The sequence below is a fragment of the Paenibacillus sp. EKM301P genome (assembly GCF_011800295.1).
Taxonomy (GTDB): domain Bacteria; phylum Bacillota; class Bacilli; order Paenibacillales; family Paenibacillaceae; genus Paenibacillus; species Paenibacillus polymyxa.
In genome coordinates this window covers 1-244 of record NZ_JAALFM010000150.1, presented here as the reverse complement: position 1 = coordinate 244, position 244 = coordinate 1, and the positions used below count along the sequence as shown (strand labels likewise).

1 tRNA gene is annotated in these 244 nt (G+C 43.9%); it reads left to right on the top strand.

The window, feature by feature from the left end:
• Positions 1–76 (top strand) — tRNA-Ala (locus tag HFD99_RS25295).
• Positions 77–244 lie beyond the last annotated feature (168 nt).

Sequence of the window (244 nt, the reverse complement as noted above, 5' to 3'; positions counted from 1 at the left end):
GGGGCCATAGCTCAGCTGGGAGAGCGCCTGCCTTGCACGCAGGAGGTCAGCGGTTCGATCCCGCTTGGCTCCACCAATTACAATTTCATCTATAACTGTTTGGAGATCATTAACTCTTCAGGAGTTGATTGATAATCACACAGCTTTGCACCTTGAAAACTGGATATCGAAACGAAATTGCGTTTTAGAATATTCCTTTAAGCTGATCTTGTGTAAACAAGTGAAATAAAGGTAGCAGATATCG